This window comes from Steroidobacter flavus (assembly GCF_042651805.1).
In the GTDB taxonomy this organism is placed as follows: domain Bacteria; phylum Pseudomonadota; class Gammaproteobacteria; order Steroidobacterales; family Steroidobacteraceae; genus Steroidobacter; species Steroidobacter flavus.
In genome coordinates this window covers 508,349-526,039 of sequence record NZ_JBHSDU010000003.1, presented here as the reverse complement: position 1 = coordinate 526,039, position 17,691 = coordinate 508,349, and the positions used below count along the sequence as shown (strand labels likewise).

Annotated in this window: 14 protein-coding genes; 8 read left to right on the top strand and 6 right to left on the bottom strand. The window is 62.9% G+C overall.

The window, feature by feature from the left end; genetic code table 11:
- Window positions 1-31: 31 nt before the first annotated feature.
- Window positions 32-853 (bottom strand): metallophosphoesterase, encoded by an 822-nt coding sequence (locus tag ACFPN2_RS07820; protein ID WP_380596051.1) that lies wholly within the window; start codon window positions 851-853, stop codon window positions 32-34.
- Window positions 854-1,215: 362 nt separating this feature from the next.
- Between ACFPN2_RS07820 and tkt the strand changes: the two genes are divergently transcribed.
- From tkt to ACFPN2_RS07785, 7 genes are all read left to right on the top strand, one after another.
- On the top strand, window positions 1,216-3,219 hold the full coding sequence (gene tkt / locus ACFPN2_RS07815; RefSeq protein WP_380596050.1) for a transketolase: 2,004 nt from the start codon (window positions 1,216-1,218) through the stop codon (window positions 3,217-3,219).
- Window positions 3,220-3,238: 19 nt separating this feature from the next.
- Window positions 3,239-4,252 carry a type I glyceraldehyde-3-phosphate dehydrogenase gene (gap, locus tag ACFPN2_RS07810; RefSeq protein WP_380596049.1) on the top strand — a complete coding sequence of 338 codons (1,014 nt, stop codon included), beginning with the start codon at window positions 3,239-3,241 and terminating at the stop codon, window positions 4,250-4,252.
- 2 nt (window positions 4,253-4,254) lie between these two features.
- Window positions 4,255-5,433, top strand: a complete 1,179-nt coding sequence (locus ACFPN2_RS07805) for a phosphoglycerate kinase (RefSeq protein WP_380596048.1) — start codon at window positions 4,255-4,257, stop codon at window positions 5,431-5,433.
- A 13-nt stretch (window positions 5,434-5,446) separates the two neighbouring features.
- Window positions 5,447-6,880, top strand: a complete 1,434-nt coding sequence (gene pyk / locus ACFPN2_RS07800; protein ID WP_380596047.1) for a pyruvate kinase — start codon at window positions 5,447-5,449, stop codon at window positions 6,878-6,880.
- 11 nt (window positions 6,881-6,891) lie between these two features.
- Window positions 6,892-9,303, top strand: coding sequence for a penicillin acylase family protein (locus ACFPN2_RS07795; protein ID WP_380596046.1), 2,412 nt, complete (start codon window positions 6,892-6,894; stop codon window positions 9,301-9,303).
- A 63-nt stretch (window positions 9,304-9,366) separates the two neighbouring features.
- Entirely contained in the window at window positions 9,367-10,218 is an 852-nt protein-coding gene (locus tag ACFPN2_RS07790) for an AAA family ATPase (protein WP_380596045.1), read from the top strand.
- Between the two features lie 10 nt (window positions 10,219-10,228).
- Window positions 10,229-11,404 carry a vWA domain-containing protein gene (locus tag ACFPN2_RS07785; RefSeq protein WP_380596044.1) on the top strand — a complete coding sequence of 392 codons (1,176 nt, stop codon included), beginning with the start codon at window positions 10,229-10,231 and terminating at the stop codon, window positions 11,402-11,404.
- Window positions 11,405-11,425: 21 nt separating this feature from the next.
- Here ACFPN2_RS07785 and ACFPN2_RS07780 read toward each other — a convergent pair whose 3' ends face one another.
- Entirely contained in the window at window positions 11,426-11,995 is a 570-nt protein-coding gene (locus tag ACFPN2_RS07780; protein WP_380596043.1) for a peroxiredoxin, read from the bottom strand.
- Between the two features lie 158 nt (window positions 11,996-12,153).
- Between ACFPN2_RS07780 and ACFPN2_RS07775 the strand changes: the two genes are divergently transcribed.
- Complete coding sequence (locus ACFPN2_RS07775; protein ID WP_380596042.1) at window positions 12,154-13,404, top strand: patatin-like phospholipase family protein; 1,251 nt, start codon at window positions 12,154-12,156, stop codon at window positions 13,402-13,404.
- Here the strand turns inward: ACFPN2_RS07775 and mgtE are convergent.
- The 4 genes from mgtE to ACFPN2_RS07755 form a co-directional block, all read right to left on the bottom strand.
- Window positions 13,369-14,721, bottom strand: coding sequence for a magnesium transporter (gene mgtE / locus ACFPN2_RS07770; protein WP_380596041.1), 1,353 nt, complete (start codon window positions 14,719-14,721; stop codon window positions 13,369-13,371). The genes ACFPN2_RS07775 and mgtE overlap by 36 nt on opposite strands.
- Window positions 14,722-14,775: 54 nt before the next feature.
- The gene (rapZ, locus tag ACFPN2_RS07765) at window positions 14,776-15,648 is read right to left on the bottom strand and encodes an RNase adapter RapZ (protein WP_380596040.1); all 873 of its coding nucleotides are present in this window, start codon (window positions 15,646-15,648) and stop codon (window positions 14,776-14,778) included.
- 163 nt (window positions 15,649-15,811) lie between these two features.
- Window positions 15,812-16,132 carry a ribosome hibernation-promoting factor, HPF/YfiA family gene (gene hpf, locus ACFPN2_RS07760; protein ID WP_380596039.1) on the bottom strand — a complete coding sequence of 107 codons (321 nt, stop codon included), beginning with the start codon at window positions 16,130-16,132 and terminating at the stop codon, window positions 15,812-15,814.
- A 39-nt stretch (window positions 16,133-16,171) separates the two neighbouring features.
- Window positions 16,172-17,674 carry an RNA polymerase factor sigma-54 gene (locus ACFPN2_RS07755; protein ID WP_380596038.1) on the bottom strand — a complete coding sequence of 501 codons (1,503 nt, stop codon included), beginning with the start codon at window positions 17,672-17,674 and terminating at the stop codon, window positions 16,172-16,174.
- Window positions 17,675-17,691: the final 17 nt, after the last annotated feature.

The following is a 17,691-nucleotide window of genomic DNA, read 5'->3' as shown; positions in this document are numbered from 1 at the left end:
GCCGCCACAGGCGGCGAGCGAGAGGCAAAAGTCACGCCTTTTGCCGACTCGCAACTCGGGCCGTGGCAGGATGCCCGGTCCCGAGTTCATTGGAATGCGCGTAACTCTCCAGCCAGCAGACTTCGGTGGCGATGCTGCCGTCGGGCATCAGCTCCAGCACGCGGTAACCGGGCGGGCGGTTGTCGATCGCGAAGTCGACACTGCCGGGCACGAACTGCGCGCAGGTGGCCGGCGTCGCCATGAAGCGCACGCCGTGAATGAAGCTGTCGAGCGACTGATGCACGTGGCCCCAGAGCACGCCGCGCACGTTCGAATGCTCGCGCACGATGGTCATGAGCTCGTCGGCATCGTACAGGCCGACCTGGTCCAGCCACTGGCTGCGGATCGAGATCGGGTGATGATGCAGGCACACCAGCACGTGGTGGTTGCGATGAGTGCGGAGCACTTCGCGCAGATAGCTCAGCTGCTCGGCGCCGACGCGGCCGCCGGCATCGTTGGCGACCCAGGAATCCAGCATGACCACCAGCCAGCGGCCGAACTCGGTGTGACCGCCGACTTTGAACGGCCCACCGCGCAGGGCCGCGCGCATGTGATCAGGGATATCGTGATTGCCCGCTAGACAGAGCACCGGCACGCGCGAGGCGCCGAACACGTGGCGGACCCAGCGATAGCCCTCGGGGTCGTCCTGCACCAAGTCGCCTGTCAGCAACACGCCGTCAGCCCGGTGGCTCCGGCGCTGGGCATCGGCGACCGCGGCCTGCAAGGCCGGCAAGCACGCGACGCCACGCAGGCGCGCACCTGCCTCTCCAAAGAGGTGCAGATCGCTGAACTGAATGAGGCGGATCGACTGCATCGTGAGTGTCTTCGAACCTCGAGCTGAGCCGGGCTACATAATGGGGCAAAATAGCCACAATCATCGTAGCAACGGGCACGGAGCGAAAAGGTGACCAGCGTCTAATCGCATGGCTCGCAGGCCCCGCGAGCGTGAGTTTTGCGCCTCGTCTCACAAACTCCGGGCGTCGCGATGGAGCGACCCGTGACGCATGAACGTGCCGTCGGCGCTCCGGTTCCGACTGGCGGGGCGGGGTTTCGTTCCCTGCCGATCCCGGTCTGCATTGCCCCACCTCGTCCACTAGTCCAAAATGTGCGGCCTTCCCTCGCGCTCACCCCTGCTCGTGGGCCGGCCTTTTCACGCACTTCTCGAGATATTTTCTGATGCAGACAGCGCACCGCCGACAACTCGCCAACGCCATTCGTGCCCTGGCGATGGACGCCGTGCAAAAGGCCAATTCCGGCCACCCGGGCATGCCCATGGGCATGGCCGATATCGCCGAAGTCTTGTGGAACGATCACCTCAAGCACAATCCCGGTAATCCACTGTGGTCGGACCGGGATCGTTTCGTGGTGTCGAACGGTCACGGCTCGATGCTGCTGTACTCGGTGCTGCATCTGACCGGCTACCCGCTGAGCATCGAAGACCTGCAGAAATTCCGGCAGCTCGGCTCGCACACCGCCGGCCATCCCGAGCACGACGCGCACCTGGGCATCGAGACGACCACCGGTCCGCTGGGCCAGGGCCTGGCCAACGCGGTCGGCATGGCGCTGGCGGAAAAGCATCTGGCCGGCCAGTTCAACCGCCCGGGTCATGACATCGTCGACCATCGCACCTGGGTGTTCCTCGGCGACGGCTGCCTCATGGAAGGTGTGTCGCACGAGGCTTGCTCGCTCGCCGGCACGCTCAAGCTCGGCAAGCTGATTGCCTTCTATGACGACAACGGCATTTCCATCGACGGCGAGGTGCACGGCTGGTTCACCGACGACACGCCGAAGCGCTTCGAAGCGTACGGCTGGCACGTGGTGCCGAATGTCGACGGCCACGATCCGGCCGCCATCGAAAAGGCGATCGCGGAGTCTGTCGCACAAACTGACAAACCCTCGCTGATCTGTTGCAAGACCATCATCGGCTGGGGCTCGCCGAACAAGCAGGGCACCGAAGCCACGCACGGCGCGGCGCTCGGCGCCGACGAAGTCGCGGCCACGCGCAAGCAGCTCGGCTGGAACTACGAGCCGTTCGTGATCCCCGAAGAGATTCGCAAAGGTTGGGATGCGAAAGCCAAGGGCGCGAAGCGCGAAGCCGAGTGGCAACAGCGCTTCAACTCATACAAGTCCCAATTCCCTGCGCTCGCCGCCGAATACGAGCGTCGTCAGGCCGGCGCTCTGCCCGGGAATTGGACCGATCTCGCCGCCAAGTACGTCGCCGACGTCGCCAAGGAAAGCAAGCCGCTCGCGACCCGTCAGTCTTCGCAAGCTTCGTTGAATGCCTACGGCCCGGGCTTGCCGGAGCTGCTGGGCGGCTCGGCCGACCTGACCGGCTCGAACAACACCAATCGCAAGGACTCGGTCTCCATCACCGGCGCGAATGCCGCCGGCAACTACATTCACTACGGCGTGCGCGAGTTCGGCATGTCCGCGATCATGAATGGCATGGCCTTGCACGGTGCTGTGATTCCTTACGGCGGCACCTTCCTGGTGTTCTCCGATTACGCGCGTAATGCCATGCGCATGTCGGCGCTGATGAAGCAACGGGTCATTTACGTCATGACGCATGACTCGATCGGCCTGGGCGAAGACGGCCCGACGCATCAACCGATCGAACATCTGCCGAGCCTGCGCATCATTCCGAACATGACGGTCTGGCGTCCTTGCGACAGCACCGAAACGGCGGTGGCCTGGGCCGACTCGATCGAACGTAAGAATGGTCCGTCGACGCTGGCGCTGACCCGTCAGGCGTTGCCGCCGCAGGCCCGCACCGACCAGCAGATCGCAAACATTCGCCGCGGCGGTTATGTGTTGAAGGATTCGGACGGCACGCCCGAAGTGATCCTGATCGCGACCGGCTCGGAAGTCGCCATCGCGGTCGAAGCCGCCGGCCTGTTGCAACAGAACGGCAAGCGAGTGCGCGTAGTCTCCATGCCGAGCACGAACGTGTTCGAAGCGCAGGATGAGGCGTATCGCGAGCAGGTGCTGCCGCGCGCCGTGCAGGTGCGTGTGGCCATCGAAGCAGCGGCCACTGAAACGTGGTACCGCTACGTCGGTCCGAGCGGCGCCATCATCGGCATGACCACGTTCGGCGCGTCCGGCGTGGCCAAGGATTTGTTCAAGCACTTTGGTTTCACCGCGGACAATGTCGTTCGCACCGTGTCCAAGCTGCTGCAGTGATTCTAACGAGGTAACCAGAATGCCCATCAAAGTTGGTATCAATGGCTACGGCCGCATCGGCCGCAACATCCTGCGTGCGCTGTACGAGGCGAACCGCCAGCAAGAAATCCAGATCGTCGCGCTCAACGACCTCGGCGACGCGCAGACCAACGCGCATCTGACTCGCTATGACACCGTGCATGGCAAGTTCAACGGCGAAGTGAAAGTCGACGGCGACTCTCTGGTCATCAACGGCGACCGGATCAAAGTGCTCGCCGAGCGCGATCCGGCCAAGCTGCCGTGGGGCCAGCTGGGCGTCGACTACGTGTTCGAATGCACCGGCCTGTTCACCAGCAAGGCGAAGGCGGGTCTGCACATCCAGGGCGGCGCGAAGAAAGTCGTGATCTCCGCTCCGGGCGAGAAGGACGTCGATGCGACTGTCGTCTACGGCGTGAACCACAACACGCTGAAGTCCAGCCACACCGTGATCTCCAACGCGTCGTGCACGACCAACTGCCTCGCGCCGTTGGCCAAGGTGCTGCACGAGAAGATCGGCATCGTGTCGGGCGTGATGAACACCATTCACTCGTACACCAACGACCAGGTGCTCACCGACGTGTTCCACAAGGACCTGCGTCGTGCGCGCTCGGCCACACAGTCGATGATTCCGACCAAGACGGGCGCGGCTGCCGCGGTCGGCCTGGTGCTGCCGGAATTGAACGGCAAGCTCGACGGCTTCTCGGTGCGCGTGCCGACCATCAACGTGTCGCTGGTCGACCTGAGCTTCGTCGCCAAGCGCGCGACGTCGATCGAAGAGATCAATGCCGTGATGAAGGAAGCCGCCAACGGCGCGTTCAAGGGCATTCTCGCTTACACCGACGGTCCGTTGGTGTCGGTCGATTTCAATCATGATCCGCACTCGTCTTCGTACGATGCCACCATGACCAAGGTCATCGACGGCACGCTGGTGAAGGTGTGCTCGTGGTACGACAACGAGTGGGGCTTCTCCAACCGCATGCTCGACACCACCATCGCCTGGTCGAAGGCTGGCTGATCGTGGCCGTCCTGCGGATGGTCGATCTAGACCTGCGCGACAAGCGCGTTCTGATCCGTGAGGATCTGAACGTGCCCGTGCAGGGCGGTGTTGTGACCAGCGACGCGCGCATCCGCGCGTCGCTGCCGACGATCCAGGCCGCGAAAGAAAAGGGCGCACGCGTCCTGGTCATGTCGCACCTGGGACGCCCGGAAGAGGGCGTGTACGACGAAGAGTTTTCGCTCGCGCCGGTGGCGAAGCGGCTGTCCGAGCTGCTGGGCTTCAAGGTGCGCTTCGAGAAGCATTGGCTGGACGGCGTGGAATGCGCGCCCGGCGAAGTGGTGCTGCTCGAAAACGTGCGCTTCAACAAGGGCGAGAAGAAGGACAAAGAAGATCTGGCCAGGAAGATGGCGGAGCTGTGCGACGTGTTCGTGATGGACGCGTTCGGCACGGCCCATCGCGCTGAAGCCAGCACGCACGGCGTGGCCAAGTTCGCCAAGGTGGCCTGCGCCGGCCCGTTGCTGATGAACGAGCTGGTGGCGCTCGAGACCGCGCTGGAAAAACCCAAGCGGCCGTTGATCGCCATCGTCGCCGGCTCCAAGGTGTCGACCAAGCTCACGGTGCTGGAGAGCCTGCTGTCCAAGGTGGACACGCTGATCGTCGGGGGCGGCATCGCCAACACGTTCATCGCCGCGCAGGGCCTGCCGGTCGGCAAGTCCTTGCACGAGCCGGACATGATCGATATCGCCAAGAACCTGCTGAAGCGCTCGGCCGAGTTGAAGGTGCAGATTCCGATCCCGACCGACGTGGTAGTGGCCAAGGAGTTCTCCGCCAACGCCGAGGCCGATGTGCGGCCGGTGAGCAAGGTGCAGGCCGACGAGATGATTCTGGACATCGGTCCGGACACGGCTGAAAAGTTTGCGCGCACGTTCGCGAGCGCCGGCACCATCGTCTGGAACGGCCCGGTGGGCGTGTTCGAGTTCGATCAATTCGGCGAAGGCACGCGGACATTAGCGCAAGCGATAGCTAAATCATCAGCGTTTTCCATCGCCGGCGGGGGCGATACGCTAGCGGCCATCGAGAAATATCGTGTAGAAGACGACATCTCCTATATCTCTACCGGTGGCGGTGCCTTCCTGGAATTCCTGGAAGGTAAAAAGCTGCCCGCCGTTGCGGTTCTGGAAGAACGTAGTCGCAGTTAACACGAGGTTCTCAATGCTCCGTCGCACCAAGATCCTGACCACCCTCGGGCCGGCCACCGATAACCCAAAGGTGCTTGGTGAGATGTTGCGGGCCGGGGCCGACGTCGTGCGAGTGAACTTCTCGCACGGGGAGGCCGCGGCCCACGCCAATCGCGTCAAGATGGTGCGCGAAGTGGCGGAGCAGGTCGGCAAGTGGGTCGCCGTGCTCGGCGACCTGCAGGGCCCGAAGATCCGCATCGATCGCTTCGTCGAAGGCAAAGTGTTCCTGAACGAGGGCGAGCCGTTCGTCCTCGACGTTTCTCTCGATTCCAAGGCCGGCACGCTTCAGTCAGTCGGCGTGGCGTACAAGAATCTGCCGAAGGATGTCCGTGCGGGCGACACGCTGTTGTTGAATGACGGATTGATCGTGCTGGAAGTCGCTGATGTCGACGGGCCGCGCATCAAGACCAGGGTCGTGGTCGGCGGCGAACTCTCCGATAACAAGGGCATCAACAAACAAGGCGGCGGCCTGACGGCCGGTGCGTTGACCGATAAAGATCGTGAGCACATCAAGCTTGCGGCCGAGCTGGGCGTCGACTATCTCGCCGTCTCGTTCGCGCGCGACGGTCATGACATGGAAGAAGCCCGCCACCTGTTGCGAGGTGCTGGCGGCCACGGTTTTCTGGTCGCGAAGATCGAGCGCAGCGAAGCGCTGGTGAACCTCGATCGCATCATTCAAGCCAGCGACGCTGTCATGGTGGCCCGTGGCGACCTCGGCGTCGAAGTCGGTTACGCCGAGCTGACCGGTCTGCAGAAACACATCATCGCCGCGTGTCGCAAGCGCAATCGAGTCGCGATCACGGCGACGCAGATGATGGAATCGATGATTCACAACCCGGTGCCGACGCGCGCCGAAGTTTCAGATATCGCCAACGCCGTGATGGACGGCACCGACGCGGTGATGCTGTCGGGCGAGAGCGCGGTCGGTAAGTATCCGGTCAAGGCCGTGTCGACGATGGCGCAGGTCATTCTCGGCGCGGAGAAGTACGAGAGCTCGCACACGCCGGTGCGTGCCCGTAGCGAGCACGGTATTTTCGAGAAGACCGACGAAGCCATCGCCATGGCGGTCATGTACACGGCCAATCATCTGAAGGTGAAGGCCATCGTCGCGTTGACCGAGTCGGGCTCGACGCCGCTGTGGATGTCGCGTATTCGTGCCGACATTCCCATCTACGCGTTCACCCGCCATGAAGAGACGCGGCGTCGAGTGATGTTGTATCGAGGCGTGTATCCGGTGACGTTCGATATCACTCACGCCAACGCCCAGGTGCTGTACGCCGATATTTTCAAGCTCATGCTCAAGCAGGGCATGGTGGAGATCGGCGATCGCATCATCATCACCAAAGGTGAGCTGTCCGGCGTCTCGGGCAAGACCAATGCGATGAAGATTCTCGAGGTACGAGTCTAAACCTCACTCAGATGCGTTTGCTCCGGCCGCTGCGCGTTGTTGGTCTTGCCTTACTGATCGTTCTGGTCGTCGGTGGGTTGATCGGCTACTTCGCGCTGCGTGCCAGCCTGCCGCAGCTCGACGGCAATATTCCCAACGCCCGCATCTCGGCCACCGCGGCCATCGAGCGCGATGCCGAAGGTACGCCGGTCATTCGCGCCGGCAATCGCGCCGATCTGGCGTTCGCCACCGGTTTCGCCCACGCCCAGGATCGTTATTTCCAAATGGATCTGATGCGGCGTGCGGCCGCGGGAGAGATGGCGGAATTGCTGGGCGCGTCCGTGCTCGACATGGACCGCAAGCTGCGTGTGCACGGTTTCAGGCATGTGGCGCGCGAAGTCATGGCGGCGGCGACCGCCCGCGATCGCGCCTTGTTGGAAGCGTACTCGGCCGGTGTGAACTTCGCGCTCTCGCAGGCCAGCGCCAAGCCTTGGGAATATCTGCTGCTGGGCGCGAAGCCCGCGCCGTGGCTGCCTGAAGACTCGGTGCTGGCGGCGTTCTCGATGTATCTCAATTTGAATGATTCAACCGGCAGCGAAGAACTGTCGCGTCTGCAGCTGCGCGACGCGTTGCCGCCGGCGATGTTTGCGTTCCTCGCGCCGCTGGGCACGGAGTGGGATGCGCCGATGCAGGGAGGAACGATTCGCTCTGCGACGATTCCTGGCCCGGATATCTTCGATCTGCGTGACGGCGTGCCACGGTCGGCGGCTCTGTCGGCACCGCGCACGGCGGGCACGATGGAAGAAAAGGTTTATGTCGGCAGCAACAGCTGGGCCGTCGCGAGCACGCATACCGCCGACAAGGGTGCTCTGCTCGCGAACGACATGCACCTCGGCCTGCGCCTGCCGCATGTTTGGTATCGTGCACGCATGATCGTCGATACCGATGGCGATGCGCATCGCGATCTGGTCGGTGTGACATTGCCGGGGTTGCCGCTGCTGATCGTCGGCAGCAACGGTCACGTGGCCTGGGGCTTTACCAACAGCTTCGGCGACTGGACCGATCTGGTCATTGTCGAGCGCGATCCGCAGGACGCTTCGCGTTACCTGACGCCGGAGGGCTCTGAGCCGTTCCAGGTGCGTCAGGAAATTCTCAAGGTGAAAGACGGCGACGACGAGAAGCTCACCGTTACCAACACGCGGTGGGGACCGATCGTGCGTGAGGACACGTCGAATCGGCCGCTGGCATTGGCATGGACCGCTCACCACGCGCAGGCCACCAACTTCCGAATGTTCGATCTCGAGACGGTCGATACCGTCGAGAACGCATTGCTCGTGGCGAATCGCTCGGGCGTGCCGGTGCAGAATTTCATTGCGGTCGATGCGAGCGGTCGTATCGGCTGGTCGTTGATGGGCCAGGTGCCAGTGCGTAGCAACTACGACTCGACCCTGCCTTATCTCTGGAACACCCCGGAAACCGGTTGGAACGGCTGGCGCAAGGCGGAGGAATATCCTCGCATCATCGACCCGCAGTCGGGTCGGTTGTGGACCGCGAACGCGCGCACGGTCGATGTCGAAACGTGGTTGTCGTTCATGGGCGATGGCATGTACGACAACGGCGCGCGGGCCGCACAGATTCGCGACGATCTGCTGGCGCTCGAGAATGCGACGCCGGCGGACATGGTCAACATCCAGCTCGACGATCGCGCGTTGTTTCTAATCCGCTGGCGTGACTTCCTGCTCGAGTTGATCGATGAGCGCGCCGTGCAAGGTCAGCCGTTGCGAGCGGAAGCGAGAAAGTTTCTGGAGGACTGGTCGGCACGCGCCGCAGCCGACGACGTTGGCTATCGCCTGGTTCGCGCCATGCGGCTGCAGATTCGGCAGGATGTGTTCGAATCGCTGACCGCCGCCGCTCGCCTCAAATATCCGAAGACCAAATTCTCCCCGTCGGCGCAGTTCGAAGGGCCGCTGTGGCAATTGGTCACGAAGCAGCCGGCGCATATGCTCGACCCGCGCTATCCGAGTTGGGAGGACGCGTTGCTGGCGTCCGTCGATACCGCGCTCAAAGAGCTGGTGCATGAGTGCGGCTCGTTGAGCCAATGCAGCTGGGGCGCGCAGAACACGTTGGCCATGAGACATCCGCTGTCGCAGGCCCTGCCGTTCGTCGGACATTGGCTGGATATGCCTTCTCAGCCGCTGTCGGGCGATTCGTTCATGCCGCGCGTTCAGGGGCCGTCGTTCGGCGCCTCCGAGCGCATGGTGGTCTCGCCGGGACGGGAAGCGCAGGGATATTTCCAGATGCCCGGTGGGCCGGTCGACCACCCCATGTCGCCGTTCTACGGAGCAGGCCACAAGGCCTGGGCCCGCGGCGAGCCGCGCCCGCTGCTGCCGGGCGAGCCCAAACATACCCTCAAATTGTCGCCTGCGGCCGTCGCTAAACAGTAAGTCATCGAGCACCATTGCCAGCGATGGTATGGTGTCGTTTCTCGCGCCTGTTTAGGGGTTTTCATGTCGTCACGGTTCGCCGGCACGGACAACTACGTTGCCACTGAAGATTTGATGATGGCCGTCAACGCGGCCGTCGTGCTGGGCCGTCCGCTGCTGGTCAAAGGCGAGCCGGGCACCGGCAAGACTCAGCTCGCGGAAGAAGTGGCGCGCTCGCTGCAGCGGCCGCTGTATCGCTGGCATATCAAATCGACGACCAAGGCCCAGCAGGGCTTGTATGAATACGATGCCGTGTCCCGCCTGCGCGATTCGCAGCTCGGCGAGGCGAAGGTGCACGACATCGGCAACTACATCGTCAAAGGCCGCCTGTGGGAAGCCTTCGAAAGCGATGTGCAGCCGGTGCTGCTGGTCGATGAAATCGACAAGGCCGACATCGAATTCCCGAACGATCTGTTGCACGAGCTGGATCGGATGGAGTTCTACGTGTACGAGACGCGCCAGTGGATCAAGGCGCGCTACCGTCCGATCATCATCATCACCAGCAACAACGAGAAGGAACTGCCGGACGCGTTCCTGCGCCGATGTTTCTTCCACTACATCCGCTTCCCGGATGCAACGACCATGGAGCGCATCGTCGACGTGCACTATCCGACGTTGAAGAAGGAGTTGCTGTCGGAAGCGCTGACGGCCTTCTTCAAAGTTCGCGAAATGCCGGGGTTGAAGAAGAAGCCCTCGACGTCCGAGTTGCTGGACTGGATCAAGCTGCTGGTCGCAGAAGACATTCCGCCCGAAGCGTTGCGCAGCGACGATCCGAAGAAATCCATCCCGCCGCTGTACGGCGCGCTGCTGAAGAACGAGCAGGATGTGCATCTGTTCGAACAGCTGGTGTTTCTGAATCGTCGCGGCGGTCGCTGAGCAACGAGCCATGCTGGTGCCGTTTTTCTTCAAGCTGCGCGAGAGCGGGGTGCCGGTGTCGATCACCGAGTTCCTGTCGCTGCTGCAGGCGTTGCAGGCGCGGGTCGCGAGCGCCAGCGCCGAGGACTTTTATTACCTGTCGCGCGCTTGCCTGGTGAAGGACGAGCGTCACTTCGACCGCTTCGATCGTGCCTTCGCCGCGCACTTCAAGGGCGCGGAAGAGTTGTTCGAAGCCATGATGAAGTCCATTCCCGAGGAATGGCTCAAGCGCATGGCTGAGCGCACGCTCACCGACGAAGAGAAAGCGCAGGTCCAGGCGCTCGGTGGCTGGGACAAACTGATCGAGACGCTGAAGCAGCGGCTCGCCGAACAGAAGGAACGTCATCAGGGCGGTAACAAATGGATCGGCACTGCGGGCACCTCGCCGTTCGGTGCGTTCGGTTACAACCCGGAAGGCATTCGGATCGGGCAGGACGAGTCGCGCAACAAGAGCGCGGTGAAAGTGTGGGATCAGCGCGAGTTCAAAAACCTCGACGACACCGTCGAGATCGGCACGCGCAATATCAAGATCGCGCTACGCAAGCTGCGCAAGTTTGCCCGCGAAGGCGCGGCGGAGCTGCTGGATCTGGATAACACCATCGATGCCACGGCCCGCAATGCCGGCCTGCTCGATCTGAAGTTCGTACCCGAGCGGCACAACGCCATCAAGGTGCTGCTGTTTCTAGATGTCGGCGGCTCGATGGATTATCACGTGCGCGTCTGCGAAGAGCTGTTCTCCGCCGCCCGCTCGGAGTTCAAGCACCTGGAATATTTCTACTTCCACAACTTCGTCTACGAGCACGTCTGGAAGGACAACCACCGTCGCCGCGCGGAGAAGATTCCGACGATGGAAGTGATGCGGACTTACGGCCACGACTACAAACTGATCGTGGTCGGCGATGCGACCATGAGCCCGTATGAAATCGTGCAGCCGGGCGGCAGCATCGAGCATTGGAATGAAGAGGCGGGGTCAGTGTGGATGCACCGGCTCACCAAGACGTGGCCCCACCACGTCTGGCTGAATCCGGAGCCGGAACAGCGGTGGGATTACACCCCGTCCGTGCAGGTCACGCGTGAGCTGATCGAGAATCGGATGTTTCCGTTGACGCTCGGCGGGTTGGAGCAAGCGATCAAGGCGCTGCATTGAGCGCCTGCCCCCGCAGGCAAATCAGCTCTTCGCCTGCAATTCCTTGATGTCCTTCAGCACGATCTGCGAATGACCTTTCGGATCGACGTCCGCGTAGTGACGGACGATCTTGCCTTGAGGGTCGATTAGAAACGTATCCCGCCTGGCCAGCTCGAACGCGCCGAGGAAGCGCTTCAGTACGCCGTACTCCTTGGCGACGACCTTCTTATCGTCGGCGAGGATGGTGAAGGGCAGGCCGTGTTTCTCGGCGAACTCCTTGTGAGATTCGACGTCATCGACGCTCACGCCAAGGATGACCGCGTTGGCGTCGCGGAATGCAAACACGTTGTCCCGGAACTCGCACGCCTGGGTGGTGCAGCCCGGGGTCTTGTCCTTGGGATAGAAATACAGCGCCACCCACTTGCCGCGATAGTCCTTCAGCTCATGCCATTTGCCGGCCTGGTCCTGCAGCTTGAAGTCCGGGGCGGTGCTGCCCAGGGCCGGGCCTTCGGCGGCCTGGGCGAGGTTGGCGGCCATCCAGGTGAAGGTGACGGCCAGCATCCAGGTGCGCAGCCAGACCTGCATATTCGAGCGAGCGAGACGAAGATTCATGGAAAACCCTCTGAAAAAGGCGGCCCGCGACGCCATATAACACGTGTGTCACGAGGCGTTCCGAAGCACTGTGCCATACTAAACGCTCAGCGGCGAGCGCCCGGATCAATTCAACAGCGTCGGGAATTTCGCCAACGATAACGGCACGGATTCAACATATGAGCGAGCGCATTCCCACCTCCGCGCCTCCGGTTGGACCGCCCAAGGTCGGGTTGGTGTTACCCGGCGGTGGCGCGCGGGCCGCCTATCAAGTGGGCGTCCTGCGGGCGATCTCCGATCTCTTGCCGGCTCGTGCCATCAATCCTTTCCCGGTGGTGTCCGGCACCTCGGCGGGGGCGGTGAACGCGACCGCCATCGCCGTTCACGCCGATCGCTTCCGCGTCGCGGTCGGTAACCTCGAGCGCGTCTGGCGCAACTTTCAGGTGGGGCAGGTGTTTCGCGCCGATACCGGCAGCATGCTGCGCGCCAGTCTGCATTGGCTGTTCGCGATGCTGTCGGGCGGCTGGCTGCTGCCGCCGCCGAAATCGTTGTTCGATAATTCGCCGTTGCGCGAGCTGCTGAAGGAACAGTTCGATTTCGGCCGCATTGCCCGCTCCATCGAAGAGGGCCATCTGGACGCCATCGCGATGTCGACCGCCGGCTACGCGAGCACGCGTTCCGTTTCTTTCTTTGAGGCCAAGCCGGGCAGCTCGCCGTGGAAACGAACGCGCCGCGCCGGCGAGCCGGTGTCGCTGTCGGTCGAGCATTTAATGGCAAGCGTCGCGGTGCCGTTCTTGTTCCCGCCGGTGTTGCTGGGCGACGAGTACTACGGCGACGGCGCGATGCGCGAGGCGAATCCATTCAGCGCCGCCATTCATCTTGGCGCGCAACGTTTGCTAGTGATCGGTACGCGTAACGAAGCCTCGCCAACCATGGCAGTGCCGCCGCTGTGTCCCACGTTCGGCCAGATCTTCGGCTACATGCTGGACTCGCTGTTCAGCGACGGCATGTATTCGGATCTGGAACGGCTCACGCAGCTGAATCAGATCGTCGATAAAGTCGGCCCCATCACGGTGAGCAATCCGGACAGCACGGTGCAGCTGCGACGGATCGACATGCTGGTGATTCTGCCGAGTCGCGATCTGTCGGAGATCGCGCGCCATCATGTCGACTCGCTGCCGCGAACCCTGCGCGTGCTGCTGAGAACGATGGGCGCGATGAATACTGGCGGCGGTCAGCTGATGAGTTATCTGTTGTTCCAGGATACGTACACACGCGAGTTGATCGCGCTCGGCTATCAGGACGCGATGAAGCGGGCCGACGATTTGATGTCGTTCCTGGCCGGTTACTCGGTCGCGTCGACGGGAGCGACGGCCATCCTACGGCGGCTCGATCTACGTAAGGAACAGCGTGCCGAGGCCCAGAAGTGAGGCGAAGCCGACGGTATCGGTGACGGTGGTGAGCACCACGCCGCCGGCCAGCGCGGGATCGACACCCAGGCGTTTCAATATGAGCGGCACGCCGACGCCGGCCAGCGCCGCCGCGGACAGATTGATCATCAGCGCGGCGAAGATGATGACGCCAATGGTCCATTTCTCGAACCAGATCCCGGCGGCGAGTCCCACCATGCTGGCGAGCCCGATGCCGTTGAGCAGGCCCACGGAGATTTCTCGAATCAGCAGCCAGCGCGCATTGGTGTGCTCGATCTGACCGAGCGCGATACCGCGGATGATCAGCACCAGCGTCTGACTGCCCGCGATGCCGCCCATGCTGGCGACGATGGGCATCAGCACGGCGAGCGCCACGACTTTCTCGATGGTCGCTTCGAACAGACCGACGACGTTCGCCGCCAGGAACGCAGTGGCGAGGTTGACGCTCAGCCAGATCGCGCGACGGCGGGCGCTGGTGAGGACGCCAGCGAACATATCCTCGTCCTCGCCGAGACCGGCCATGCTCATGACCGAGTGATCGGCTTCCTCGCGGATGACGTCGACGACGTCGTCGATGGTGATACGGCCGAGCAACCTGCCGTCGCTGGTCACCACGGCGGCGGACACGAGGTCGCGGTCTTCGAACAGCTTCGCGACTTCGCCCGCCGGTGTTTCGGGTGGGATGCCTTCGATGCCCGAGTCCATCACCTCGCCGACAGTCTTCTCCGGGTCCTCGGTGAGCAGCCGTGTTATGTCCACGGCGCCGCGGTATCGATCGTGACGATTCACCACGAACAATTGGTCGGTGCGCGCGGGCAGTTCGCCTCGCATCCGCAAGTAACGCAGGACGACTTCGAGTGTCACGTCCGCGCGGACGGTGACCGCGTCGAGGTTCATGAGACCGCCGGCGCTGTCCTGGTCGAACTGCAACACCGCCGAGAGTCGTTCACGATCCTGCGCGTCCATGGAATGGAGCACGCGCTCGTTCAGCGTCTCGGGCAGGTCGCCGATGAGGTCGGCGAGGTCGTCGACTTCCATGCCTTCGGTGGCCGCGATCAGCTCCTCGGCGTCCATGCCGCCGATCAGCTCGGCGCGCACTTCCTCGTTGAGCTCGATCAGCACGTCGCCCTCGTACTCGGGGTCGACGAATTCCCAGACGATTTCGCGGCGGGCGGGCGGCAGCGATTCGATCAGCGAGGCGATTTCCGCCGGATGCAGGCTGTTGATGAGCCGATGCCCATGGCGCAGCGAACCCTGCTCGAGCGCGCTACGTAGCGCGGCGAGTCGGCTCTGCTTTTGTTCCTGGGCTTCGGTCATGGCGGGCGCAGTGTAGCGGCGTGAGGCGCGCCCGCGAAGTCAAGTTGACACTGATTAGCTGGCGCGGTGAGCGCCGACTACTTGATGGCGCGCGTGGACCTGCGGAAATTTCGCCGAGAAATGTCGCGCGAGACGTTCCACAAGATACACGGAACGATGCTGACCGCCGGTACAGCCGATGGCGATGGTCAAATAGCTGCGGTTGGTGCGTACCAGCTCGGGAATCCAGTGCTCCAGGAAGCCGACGATGTCGTCGAACATCTTGGTCACCTGCGGATGCCGTTCGAGATATTCCACCACCGCGGGATCGCGGCCGGTGAAGCGCGCGAGGCCGGGCTCCCAATAGGGATTCGGCAGACTGCGCACATCGAACACGAAGTCCGCATCGCCCGGCACGCCGTGACGGAAGGCGAACGATTCGAACAGGATGGACATGCGTCCTTCGACGCGTGCGCCGACCCGGTCGCGGATCAGCTCGCGCAGCTCGTGCACGCTGGAGCGCGTGGTGTCGATGATCAGATCGGCCGCGTCCGCGATCGGCTCCAGCAGCGATTGTTCCTGGCTGATGGCCTCGGCCAGACCCAAGCCGTCGCGACTGAGCGGATGACGCCGCCGTGTCTCGCTATAGCGCTTCAGCAGGGTTTCCTGGTCGGCGCGCAGAAACAGCACTTCGCAGGCCACGCCGCTGCGCTTGAGATCGGCGACCAGCTTCGGCACCGAGGCGATTTCAGCGGGACGGTTGCGCGCATCGACACCGACGGCCGTATATCCATACGTCGACTCGCGCGAGCGCACGGTATGGGAAATGAACATTGGCAGCAGGCCCGCGGGGATGTTGTCCACGCAGTAATAGTCGAGATCCTCGAGCATGTGCAGGGCCACGCTCTTGCCGGATCCGGACAGGCCACTGACGATGACGAGACGCATGGGTACAAACACAATACTGGTGAGGGCTGGCTGCAAAGACTACAGCGAGCGGCGCAAGGGCGGCAACGAGTCGGGCGTGTGTGACAGGTAGGGCACGGTCCGTGTGCCCGAGGGCCGGCGGATTTGTGAACCGCTCGGCAGTTTTTCCAGGGCGGGTGACCGATTAGGACGGACGGACCTTTTGTGCTTCGAGCGCGTGATGGTCCGCGAGCTTTTCCTTGTGCTTCTTTACCCGGCGGTCGAGCTTGTCGGCCAGCGCGTCGATGGCCGCGTACATATCCATATCGACGGCGTCCGCGTACACCATGGCGCCATTCAACAGAACCTTGGCCTCGGCTTTGTGCCTCAGCTTCTCCACGGTAAGGATGCAATGAACGTCAATGATGTGGTCGGAGTGCCTGACGATGCGGTCCAGCTTCTTTTCGACGTAGCCCTTCATGGAAGTGGTGACATCGACGTGGTGACCAGTGACGTTCAGTTGCATGGAAGCCTCCTAGGGGTACGGAGCGGGGGGAACTGCTGGCTATCTCACCGAAACTCTCTTGCGTTCGCTGGACGGAGGTATACCTAGCGCTTCACGGTATTTAGCGACGGTACGCCGCGCTACCAGCACGCCCTCGCGTGACAGGATGTCGGCGATGCGGCTGTCCGAGAGCGGCTTATCGGGCTCCTCCGCGGCCACCAGCTTACGGATCTTGGCGCGGATGGCCGTAGAGGACATCTCCGTGCCGTCGCTGGCGGCGACATGACTGGAAAAGAAATAACGAAACTCGAACACGCCACGATGCGTGTGCATGTACTTGTTGGTGGTGACGCGGGAGATGGTCGACTCGTGCATCTGCACGGCTTCGGCCACGTCCTTGAGGATCATCGGCTGCATGTACTCGTCGCCGTTCTCCAGGAACGCCGACTGACGCTGCACGATGCAACGGGCCACTTTGAGCAGCGTCTCGTTGCGGATCTCGAGGCTGCGGATCAGCCAGCGCGCTTCCTGCAGCTGGGTGCGTAACATCGCATGGTCGCCGCCGCGGCCGATGAGGCCCGCGTAACTCTGATTCACGCGAATGCGCGGCAGGCTCGCGGGATTGATATCGACCGCCCAGCCTCGCTCGGTCCGACGCACGAACACGTCGGGCACGATGTACTCGGCAGGTACGGAATGCACACTGGAGCCCGGGCGCGGCTGACAGGCGCGGACCAGTACTAACGCGTTTTCCAATTCCTCTTCGGTAACGCGCAGCTGCCGCCGCAACAGTGCGTACTGCTGCTCGGCGACTTGATCTAGATAACCGGCGGCGATTGCGAGCGCGGTCTCACGGCCCGGCGTATCCGGGTCCAGCTGACGGAGCTGCAGCTCGATGCATTCGCTGACCGAGCGTGCGCCGACACCCGCGGGGTCCATGGCCTGCACCTGGGTGAGCACGCGCTCGACCTCGGCGGTGGCCACGACCAGCTCAGGTTGTAAATTGCGCGCGATCTCGTCGAGCGGCTCGATCACGTAGCCGTCGTCATTGATCGCATCGATGATGGCCGCGCCGATGCGCATCTCGCGCTCATTGAGGCGCGACATTTCCAGCTGCCAGGTCAGATGTTCCTGCAGCGTCTCGCCGCGCGCGTCGGAAAAGTCTTGCGAGTGATCGTCATCGCCCGACCAGGGCGTGTCGGATTGACCGGTGACCTGCGAATCGCTCCAGTCCTGATCCTCGACGATGTCGAGCGGCTGTTCGGCGGCCTCGGCAGTCTCGCCGCGGTCGTCATTGTGTTCGTTGTGCTCGTTGCTGGAGCTCGCCTCGGGGCTGGGCGCGGGCGATTCGTACGTCGGCTCGAATTGCGGCTCGGTGGATTCGCCGGTCTCGAGGCTGCCCGACTCGTCCTCGGCCTCCAGCATGACGTTGCTTTCCAACGCCTCGCGGATCTGCGCTTGAAGCTCCAGCACAGGCAGCTGCAAAAGGCGGATGGCCTGCTGCAGCTGAGGGGTCATGGTCAGCTGCTGGCCGAGTCGGAGCTGCAGGGCGGGCTTGAGCATTCGTCTCGCTTGTAGGT

Excerpts from the sequence above, each read along its gene's own strand:
- ACFPN2_RS07780 (WP_380596043.1), bottom strand. The coding sequence starts at position 11,995 with ATGAATCTTCGTCTCGCTCGCTCGAATATGCAGGTCTGGCTGCGCACC.
- ACFPN2_RS07790 (WP_380596045.1), top strand. The coding sequence starts at position 9,367 with ATGTCGTCACGGTTCGCCGGCACGGACAACTACGTTGCCACTGAAGAT.
- ACFPN2_RS07755 (WP_380596038.1), bottom strand. The coding sequence starts at position 17,674 with ATGCTCAAGCCCGCCCTGCAGCTCCGACTCGGCCAGCAGCTGACCATG.
- ACFPN2_RS07820 (WP_380596051.1), bottom strand. The coding sequence starts at position 853 with ATGCAGTCGATCCGCCTCATTCAGTTCAGCGATCTGCACCTCTTTGGA.
- gap (WP_380596049.1), top strand. The coding sequence starts at position 3,239 with ATGCCCATCAAAGTTGGTATCAATGGCTACGGCCGCATCGGCCGCAAC.
- tkt (WP_380596050.1), top strand. The coding sequence starts at position 1,216 with ATGCAGACAGCGCACCGCCGACAACTCGCCAACGCCATTCGTGCCCTG.
- pyk (WP_380596047.1), top strand. The coding sequence starts at position 5,447 with ATGCTCCGTCGCACCAAGATCCTGACCACCCTCGGGCCGGCCACCGAT.
- hpf (WP_380596039.1), bottom strand. The coding sequence starts at position 16,132 with ATGCAACTGAACGTCACTGGTCACCACGTCGATGTCACCACTTCCATG.
- ACFPN2_RS07775 (WP_380596042.1), top strand. The coding sequence starts at position 12,154 with ATGAGCGAGCGCATTCCCACCTCCGCGCCTCCGGTTGGACCGCCCAAG.
- ACFPN2_RS07785 (WP_380596044.1), top strand. The coding sequence starts at position 10,229 with ATGCTGGTGCCGTTTTTCTTCAAGCTGCGCGAGAGCGGGGTGCCGGTG.
- rapZ (WP_380596040.1), bottom strand. The coding sequence starts at position 15,648 with ATGCGTCTCGTCATCGTCAGTGGCCTGTCCGGATCCGGCAAGAGCGTG.
- ACFPN2_RS07795 (WP_380596046.1), top strand. The coding sequence starts at position 6,892 with ATGCGTTTGCTCCGGCCGCTGCGCGTTGTTGGTCTTGCCTTACTGATC.
- mgtE (WP_380596041.1), bottom strand. The coding sequence starts at position 14,721 with ATGACCGAAGCCCAGGAACAAAAGCAGAGCCGACTCGCCGCGCTACGT.